The organism is Micromonospora acroterricola, from assembly GCF_003172955.1.
Classification (GTDB): Bacteria; Actinomycetota; Actinomycetes; order Mycobacteriales; family Micromonosporaceae; genus Micromonospora; species Micromonospora acroterricola.
In genome coordinates, this window is the sequence record NZ_QGKR01000359.1 from 1 (window position 1) to 8186 (window position 8186).

At 70.4% G+C, this 8186-nt stretch carries 9 protein-coding genes; 8 read left to right on the forward strand and 1 reads right to left on the reverse strand.

All coding sequences use genetic code 11. The annotated features are described in order from the left end of the window. On the reverse strand, nt 1-963 hold a 963-nt coding region (locus DKT68_RS30060), incomplete at its 3' end, for a COX15/CtaA family protein (protein ID WP_109820760.1). Nucleotides 964-1061: 98 nt separating this feature from the next. Between DKT68_RS30060 and DKT68_RS30065 the strand changes: the two genes are divergently transcribed. The 8 genes from DKT68_RS30065 to DKT68_RS30100 all read left to right on the forward strand — a co-directional run bounded on the left by DKT68_RS30065 (nt 1062) and on the right by DKT68_RS30100 (nt 7848). After that, a complete protein-coding gene (locus DKT68_RS30065; RefSeq protein ID WP_407940811.1) occupies nt 1062-1862 on the forward strand; it encodes a helix-turn-helix transcriptional regulator in 801 nt (266 codons plus the stop codon). Beyond that, nucleotides 1859-3289, forward strand: coding sequence for a Fe-S cluster assembly protein SufB (gene sufB, locus DKT68_RS30070; RefSeq protein ID WP_109820752.1), 1431 nt, complete (start codon nt 1859-1861; stop codon nt 3287-3289). The genes DKT68_RS30065 and sufB overlap by 4 nt, the downstream gene beginning before the upstream one ends. Before the next feature lie 61 nt (nt 3290-3350). Next, nucleotides 3351-4493 (forward strand): Fe-S cluster assembly protein SufD, encoded by a 1143-nt coding sequence (sufD, locus tag DKT68_RS30075; protein WP_109820753.1) that lies wholly within the window; start codon nt 3351-3353, stop codon nt 4491-4493. Further along, the gene (locus DKT68_RS30080; protein ID WP_109820754.1) at nt 4493-4819 is read left to right on the forward strand and encodes a non-heme iron oxygenase ferredoxin subunit; all 327 of its coding nucleotides are present in this window, start codon (nt 4493-4495) and stop codon (nt 4817-4819) included. Before sufD ends, DKT68_RS30080 begins: the two co-directional genes overlap by 1 nt. Continuing rightward, nucleotides 4819-5592: a Fe-S cluster assembly ATPase SufC gene (sufC, locus tag DKT68_RS30085; RefSeq protein WP_109820755.1), complete on the forward strand. Its 774-nt coding sequence runs from the start codon at nt 4819-4821 to the stop codon at nt 5590-5592. Before DKT68_RS30080 ends, sufC begins: the two co-directional genes overlap by 1 nt. A gap of 20 nt (nt 5593-5612) precedes the next feature. After that, complete coding sequence (locus DKT68_RS30090; RefSeq protein WP_109820756.1) at nt 5613-6917, forward strand: cysteine desulfurase; 1305 nt, start codon at nt 5613-5615, stop codon at nt 6915-6917. Then, complete coding sequence (gene sufU / locus DKT68_RS30095; RefSeq protein ID WP_109820757.1) at nt 6917-7390, forward strand: Fe-S cluster assembly sulfur transfer protein SufU; 474 nt, start codon at nt 6917-6919, stop codon at nt 7388-7390. Before DKT68_RS30090 ends, sufU begins: the two co-directional genes overlap by 1 nt. Then, nucleotides 7387-7848 carry a metal-sulfur cluster assembly factor gene (locus tag DKT68_RS30100; RefSeq protein WP_109820758.1) on the forward strand — a complete coding sequence of 154 codons (462 nt, stop codon included), beginning with the start codon at nt 7387-7389 and terminating at the stop codon, nt 7846-7848. Before sufU ends, DKT68_RS30100 begins: the two co-directional genes overlap by 4 nt. Nucleotides 7849-8186: the final 338 nt, after the last annotated feature.

Here is an 8186-nt window from a genome sequence, read left to right on the forward strand (position 1 = left end):
GGCGGTGACCGGGACGGCTTCGGCGTCGGCGGGAGTGGTGGCCTGGGGCGCGGGGGCGGCCGGGCGGCGTTCGCGGGTGGACCACTGCACGGAGAGGGCGGCGAGCAGCACCAGGCAGGAGCCGAGCATGTGCGCGCCGACGAGGACGGCCGGCACGTGGGTGAAGTACTGCACGAAGCCGATCAAGCCCTGGCCCAGCTCCACGGCGAGCAGGATCACCGCGGCCCGGGTGGCCCGCCGTGCGCCGACCGCGCGGAACGCGAAGATCAGCGCCACCGAGAGGCCGAGCAGCAGGAAGACGCTGTCCGCGTGCACCTGGGAGATCGACTCCGGGTCCAGTCCGTTGCGGGCGGCGCCGTGGTCGCCCGCATGCGGGCCGCTGCCGGTGACCCAGGTGCCGATGACCAGCACCGCGACGCCGACGCCCGTGGTGACCCGGGCCAGCGCGCGTAGCGGCGCCGGCACCACGGCCGCCGTCGGGCCGTCGGGTTCGACGACGCGCCGCCAGAGGGCGTACGCGGCGGCGATCACCGCCATCGAGGCGAGGAAGTGCAGCCCGACCACCCACGGGTTGAGGTTGGTCAGCACGGTGATGCCACCGATCACCGCCTGGGCCGGAATGCCCAGGAAGACCGCGATGGCCAGCGCCAGCAGCCCGGGCCGACGCGGCCGGTGCGCGAGCACGGCCAGCACGGTCGCCAGCGCGATCAGGCCCACCGCGAAGGTCAGCATCCGGTTGCCGAACTCGATCACCCCGTGCACGCCCATCTCGGACGTCGTGGTGTACGACGCGTCGGTGCACCGCGGCCACGTCGGGCAGCCGAGGCCCGAGGCGGTCAACCGGACGGCCCCGCCGGTGACGACGATGCCCACGTTCGCGATGATCGAGGCGAGCGTGAGGCGGCGCAGCAGGGTGCCGGAGACCGGACGGACGAATCGGTTCACGGCGCAAATCCTACGCATCGTAGTGATCGAGGTTCGTCCGACTCCGCCGCGTCGGTGGTTCGGATCACCGGAACCGGGGTTTGCCACCCTCCGAGTAATTACGTAACGTTGGCGTTGTGAAAAACGCGGCGGCGCTCTCCGGGCGGCAGCCGACGGCCGGTCCGGCCGTCGGTGCGTCCACGTCCGCGCCGATCGTGACCACGCACGCCGCGCTCGGCGGCGCCAACCCGACCGAGGTCTCCACCCGGGACCGGGTCACCCAGCTGCTGCTGGAGCGGGGCGCCACGACCGCGGCGCAGCTCGGCTCGGCTCTCGGGCTCAGCCCGGCGGCGATCCGCCGACACCTGGACGCGATGCTCGCCGACGGCGACGTGGTCGCCCGCGAGCAGGTGGTGCAGGGCAGCCGCGGTCGGGGTCGTCCGGCCAAGGTGTTCCGGCTGACCGAGGCCGCGCGGGTCCGCTGTGGCACGCACCACTACGACAACATGGCCACCGCCGCCCTGCGGTGGATCGCCCGCAGCGGCGGCTCCGGCGCGGTCGAGGAGTTCGCCACCGAGCAGGTGGCCGCCCTTGAGGGCCGCTGCCGGACGGCCATGGAGGACGCCGGCGACGACCCCCTCGCGCGGGCGGAGGCACTCGCCGGTGCGCTCACCGCCGAGGGTTACGCTGCCAACGCGACCACGATCGCCTCCGGCGGCCAGCTCTGCCAGCACCACTGCCCGGTGGCGCACGTGGCCGCCGAGTTTCCCCAGCTGTGCGAGGCCGAGACCGCGGTGATCTCCCGTCTGGTCGGCACCCACGTACAGCGCCTGGCCACCATCGCGCACGGCGACGGGGTGTGCACCACGCACATCCCGGCCCAGCCGGGCCGCGCCCAGTCCGGTAATCCCGTCACCACTGTGAGGACAGATAGATGACCGAGCAGATCGTCCAGCCCCTGACCCAGGAAGAGCAGCTCGCCGCCCTGGGTCGCTACGAGTACGGCTGGTCCGACCCGGACGCCGCCGGGGCGGTCGCCCAGCGCGGCATCAACGAGGCGGTGGTGCGGGACATCTCGGCCAAGAAGAACGAGCCGGCCTGGATGCTCGACCTGCGTCTGAAGGGTCTGCGGCTGTTCGGCCGCAAGCCGATGCCGGCGTGGGGCGCCGACCTCAGCGGGATCGACTTCGACAACATCAAGTACTTCGTGCGGTCCACCGAGAAGCAGGCCACCAGCTGGGAGGACCTGCCCGAGGACATCAAGAACACCTACGACCGGCTGGGCATCCCGGAGGCGGAGAAGCAGCGGCTGGTCGCCGGCGTGGCGGCGCAGTACGAGTCGGAGGTCGTCTACCACAAGATCCGTGAGGACCTTGAGGAGCAGGGCGTCCTCTTCCTGGACACCGACACCGCGCTGCGCGAGCACGAGGACGTCTTCAAGGAGTACTTCGGCACGGTGATCCCGGTCGGCGACAACAAGTTCGCCGCGCTGAACACCTCCGTGTGGTCCGGCGGCTCGTTCATCTACGTGCCGAAGGGCGTGCAGGTCGAGATCCCGCTGCAGGCCTACTTCCGGATCAACACGGAGAACATGGGTCAGTTCGAGCGGACGCTGATCATCGTCGACGAGGGTGCGTACGTGCACTACGTCGAGGGCTGCACCGCTCCGCTCTACTCCTCCGACTCGCTGCACAGCGCGGTCGTGGAGATCATCGTCAAGAAGAACGCCCGCTGCCGGTACACGACCATCCAGAACTGGTCGAACAACGTCTACAACCTGGTCACCAAGCGTGCCGTGTGTCACGAGGGCGCGACCATGGAGTGGGTCGACGGCAACATCGGCTCCAAGGTGACCATGAAGTACCCGGCGGTCTACATGACCGGCGAGCACGCCAAGGGCGAGGTGCTCTCGGTGGCCATGGCCGGCGAGGGCCAGCACCAGGACGCCGGCGCCAAGATGGTGCACGCCGCGCCGCACACCTCCTCGACCATCGTGTCGAAGTCGATCGCCCGGGGCGGAGGCCGCACCTCGTACCGCGGTCTGGTGCAGGTGCTGGAGGGGTCGCACCACAGCCGGAGCACGGTCAAGTGCGACGCGCTGCTGGTCGACACCATCTCCCGCTCGGACACCTACCCGTACGTCGACATCCGTGAGGACGACGTGTCGATGGGGCACGAGGCGACCGTCTCCAAGATCAGTGACGACCAGCTCTTCTACCTGATGAGCCGGGGCCTGAGCGAGGACGAGGCGATGGCCATGATCGTGCGCGGTTTCATCGAGCCGATCGCCAAGGAGCTCCCGATGGAGTACGCCCTGGAGCTCAACCGGCTGATCGAACTCCAGATGGAGGGCGCGGTCGGCTGACGCCGCCCGCCCCGCCGACCGAGCACCAGACACCGTCGTCGTAGAACAGACCAAGGAAGAAATGACTACCCAGGCTTCCGCGCCGCCCAGCACCAAGTCGCAGGCGCTGCGCTCGTACGACGTCGCCGACTTCCCGGCCCTCACGGGCCTGGAGGAGGAGTGGCGTTTCACCCCGCTCAAGCGGCTGCGCGGCCTCGCCGGTGAGCCGCAGGCCGCGACCGGCACGGTCCGGCACGAGTACGCCGACCTGCCCGAGGGCGTGGCCGTCGAGCGCATCGGCACCGACGACCCGCGGGTGGGCAGCGTGCTCACCCCGGTCGACCGGGTCAGCGCGCTCGCGTACGGGGGCGCCGGCCAGGCGCTGCTGCTCACCGTGGCCAGCGACGTCGTGGTGGGTGCGCCGGTGAGCCTGCGGGTGGTCGGCGAGGGCGCCGAGGGCCTGACCTTCGGGCACACCTTCGTCGAGGTGGGCCGGTTCGCCGAGGTGACCCTGGTGCTGGAGCAGGTCGGCTCGGCGACCCTGGCCGACAACGTCGAGGTCTCCGTGGCCGACGGGGCGAAGCTGATCCTGGTCACCGTCGCCGACTGGGCCGACGACGCGGTGCAGGCACAGCACCTCAAGATCAAGCTGGGTCGGGACGCCCGGGTGACGCACGTCCAGGTCAGCCTCGGCGGTGACCTGGTGCGGCAGTTCACCTCGGTGGAATACTCCGGCCGGGGCGGCGAGGCCGAGCTGTACGGCGTCTACTTCGCCGACTCCGGGCAGCACCTGGAGCACCGGCAGCTGGTCGACCACAGCGTTCCGGACTGCCGCAGCTATGTCGGTTACCGGGGCGCCCTGCAGGGTGAGGACGCGCACACCGTCTGGGTGGGCGACGTGCTGATCCGGGCCGAGGCGACCGGCACCGACACGTACGAGATCAACCGGAACCTGCTGCTCACCGACGGCGCGCGGGCGGACTCCGTACCCAATCTGGAGATCGAGACCGGCGAGATCGCCGGCGCCGGCCACGCCAGCGCGACCGGCCGCTTCGACGACGAGCAGCTGTTCTACCTGATGGCCCGGGGTATCCCGGAGGGTGAGGCCCGCCGCCTGGTGGTCCGCGGCTTCTTCGCCGAGCTGATCAACAAGATCCCGGTGGAGTCGCTGCGCGAGCGTCTCGGCGACGCGATCGAGACCCGGCTCACCAAGGCCGGCGCCTGATGATCCGGATCTGTTCCACCGAGGACGTGCCGAAGGGCACCGCGATCAGCGCGGACGTCGACGGCACCCCGATCGCGCTGGTGCACGGCGAGGACGGCGAGTTCTACGCCGCCTACGACGAGTGCTCGCACGCCTCGGTCGCCCTCTCCGAGGGTGAGGTCGACGGCTGCACACTCGAGTGCTGGCTGCACGGGTCGCGCTTCGACCTGCGCACCGGGCAGCCCTCCGGCCTGCCGGCCACCGAACCCGTACCCGTCTACCCCGTCGAAGTCCGCGACGGCGACATCTACCTCAGCCTGACGCCGAGTAATGGAGTGACCCGATAATGAGCACCCTGGAGATCCGCGACCTGAAGGTGTCGGTCAAGCTGCCCGAGGGTGAGCTCAAGCCGATCCTGGCCGGCGTCGACCTGACCGTCCGCTCCGGTGAGACCCACGCGATCATGGGCCCGAACGGCTCCGGCAAGTCCACCCTGGCGTACTCGATCGCCGGTCACCCCAAGTACGAGATCACCAGCGGCTCGGTGACCCTCGACGGCGAGGACGTGCTCGCCATGACCGTCGACGAGCGGGCCCGCGCCGGCCTGTTCCTGGCCATGCAGTACCCGGTCGAGGTGCCCGGCGTCTCGGTGGCGAACTTCCTGCGCACCGCGAAGACCGCCATCGACGGCGAGGCGCCGAAGCTGCGCACCTGGGGTGGCGAGCTGCGCGGCGCCATGGAGCGCCTCCAGATGGACCCGGCGTTCGCCCAGCGCAACGTCAACGAGGGCTTCTCCGGCGGTGAGAAGAAGCGGCACGAGATCGTCCAGCTGGAGCTGCTCAAGCCGAAGATCGCCATCCTCGACGAGACCGACTCCGGCCTCGACGTGGACGCGCTGCGCGTGGTCAGCGAGGGCGTCAACCGGGTCCGCGACACCGGCGACACCGGCGTGCTGCTGATCACCCACTACACGCGGATCCTGCGCTACATCAAGCCGGACTACGTGCACGTCTTCGTGGCCGGCCGGATCGTCGAGCAGGGCGGCCCGGAGCTGGCCGACAAGCTCGAGGCCGAGGGCTACGAGCGGTACGCCGCCGGGGCCGGCACGGCCAAGGCCTGAGCGGGAGAGGCGCTGCCGAGATGACCAGCATCGCGATCCCGACAGGGATGCCGCAGTACGACGACGTGCCGCGTTTCGACGTGGCCCGGGTGCGCGCCGACTTCCCGATCCTGGACCGGGAGATCAACGGGCACCCGCTGGTCTACCTCGACAGCGCCAACACCTCGCACAAACCCCGCCAGGTGCTCGACGTGCTCGGGGAGCACTACGCGCGGCACAACGCCAACGTGTCGCGCTCGGTGCACACCCTGGGCACCGAGGCCACCGAGGCGTACGAGGGGGCGCGGGCGAAGGTTGCCGCGTTCCTCAACGCGCCGAGCACCAACGAGGTGGTGTTCACGAAGAACTCCACCGAGGCGATCAACATCGTGGCGTACGCGTTCTCCAACGCCTCGCTGCGCGCCGACGCCGACCCCCGGTTCCGGCTGGGCCCCGGCGACGAGGTGGTGATCTCCGAGATGGAGCACCACTCGAACATCGTCCCGTGGCAGCTGCTCTGCGAGCGGACCGGCGCGACCCTGCGCTGGTTCCCGGTCACCGACCAGGGGCGGCTGGACGAGTCCGGCCTGGAGAACCTGGTCACCGAGCGGACGAAGATCGTTTCGCTGGTGCACATGTCGAACATCCTCGGCACGATCAACGCCACCTCCCGGATCACCGCGCGGGTCCGTGAGGTGGGGGCTCTGCTGCTGCTGGACTGCTCGCAGTCGGTGCCGCACCTGCCCATCGACGTGGTCGACCTGGACGCCGACTTCATCGTCTTCACCGGGCACAAGATGTGCGGTCCGACCGGCATCGGTGTGCTCTGGGGCCGGGGCGACCTGCTGGCGGCGATGCCGCCCGTGTTCGGCGGCGGCTCCATGATCGAGACGGTCACCATGGCCCGGTCGACGTTCGCCGCGCCACCGGCCCGGTTCGAGGCCGGCACCCCGCCCATCGCCGAGGCGGTCGCGCTCGGCGCGGCCGTGGACTACCTCACCGGGATCGGGATGCGGGCCATCCAGTGGCACGAGAAGGAGCTGACGGCGTACGCGCTGGAGGCCCTCGGCTCGGTACGCGACCTGCGGATCTTCGGCCCGACCGTGCCCGTGGGCCGGGGCGGCACCATCTCGTTCGCGCTGGGTGACGTCCACCCGCACGACGTGGGTCAGGTGCTCGACTCGCTCGGCGTGCAGGTGCGGGTGGGCCACCACTGTGCCAAGCCCGTGTGCAGCCGGTTCGGCGTCCCGGCGATGACCCGGGCCTCGTTCTACCTCTACACCACCACCGAGGAGATCGACGCCCTGGTGACCGGTCTGGAGCAGGTACGGAAGGTGTTCGACTGATGCAGCTCGACCAGCTCTACCAGGAGATCATCCTGGATCACTACAAGCACCCGCACGGGCGTGGCCTGCGCGACGCCGAGGACTCGGGCGACCACGTCGCGGAGGCGCACCACGTCAACCCAACCTGCGGCGACGAGGTCACCGTCCGGATCGCCACCGACGGCGCGGTGCTGCACGACATCTCGTACGACGGGATGGGCTGCTCGATCAGCCAGGCGTCGGCGAGCGTGCTGCACGAGTTGCTGCGCGGTCGGGGCGCTGGGGAAGCATTCGAGGTGCACGAGGCGTTCGTCGAGTTGATGTCCGGACGTGGCCAGGTCACGCCGGACGAGGACGTACTCGGTGACGGGGTGGCTTTCGCGGGTGTGGCCCGCTACCCCGCTCGGGTCAAGTGCGCGCTGCTGCCGTGGATGGCGTTCAAGGACGCCGCGGCACGCGCCGGTGTGGGCGTGAGCCCGGAGGTGAAGGCATGAGCGAGAACACCGCTATCGAGGCGACGTCGGAGGCCGGCGACGCCACCGCGACGCCGCAGACCGGCGCCGTGACGCCCGACGGCGCCGCCACGCAGGGTGCCGGCGACGCCGCCACCCCGGCGGCCGGCGTCAGCAAGGCCGTCATCGCCGAGATCGAGGAGGCGATGAAGGACGTCGTCGACCCGGAGCTCGGCATCAACGTGGTCGATCTTGGCCTGGTGTACGGGGTGCACGTCGACGACGAGAACGTCGCGACCCTGGACATGACGCTCACCTCGGCGGCCTGCCCGCTGACCGACGTGATCGAGGAGCAGACCCGGCAGGCGCTGACCACCGGCCCGGGCGGCGGCCTCGTCAACGACATCCGGATCAACTGGGTGTGGCTCCCGCCGTGGGGGCCGGACAAGATCACGGACGAGGGTCGGGACCAGCTCCGCTCCCTCGGCTTCAACGTCTGAGCCGACTCCGGTTCGGCAGCATCGAGCGCGGTACCCGTTCCGGGTGCCGCGCTCGACCCGTTCCAGCACAACCACGTCCCGCGCTGCGCTGCCTGCTACCTGCTACCGCCGGCCCGAGTCGGCCATGATCGTGCTCGATCCTGGATTTAGTGCCCAACTGTCGCTTGGAGGCCACTCGATCCAGGATCGAGCACGATCATGATCCGGGTGCGGTGCGGTGCGGTGCGGTGCGGTGCGGTGCGGTGCGGTGCGGTGCGGTGCGGTGCGGTGCGGTGCGGTGCGGTGCGGTGCGGTGCGGTGCGGTGCGGTGCGGTGCGGTGCGGTGCGGTGCGGTGCGG

What these genes read in the sequence shown, in the direction of transcription:
- sufB (WP_109820752.1), top strand. Translation starts at nt 1,859, where the DNA reads ATGACCGAGCAGATCGTCCAGCCCCTGACCCAGGAAGAGCAGCTCGCC.
- sufD (WP_109820753.1), top strand. Translation starts at nt 3,351, where the DNA reads ATGACTACCCAGGCTTCCGCGCCGCCCAGCACCAAGTCGCAGGCGCTG.
- DKT68_RS30080 (WP_109820754.1), top strand. Translation starts at nt 4,493, where the DNA reads ATGATCCGGATCTGTTCCACCGAGGACGTGCCGAAGGGCACCGCGATC.
- sufC (WP_109820755.1), top strand. Translation starts at nt 4,819, where the DNA reads ATGAGCACCCTGGAGATCCGCGACCTGAAGGTGTCGGTCAAGCTGCCC.
- DKT68_RS30090 (WP_109820756.1), top strand. Translation starts at nt 5,613, where the DNA reads ATGACCAGCATCGCGATCCCGACAGGGATGCCGCAGTACGACGACGTG.
- sufU (WP_109820757.1), top strand. Translation starts at nt 6,917, where the DNA reads ATGCAGCTCGACCAGCTCTACCAGGAGATCATCCTGGATCACTACAAG.
- DKT68_RS30100 (WP_109820758.1), top strand. Translation starts at nt 7,387, where the DNA reads ATGAGCGAGAACACCGCTATCGAGGCGACGTCGGAGGCCGGCGACGCC.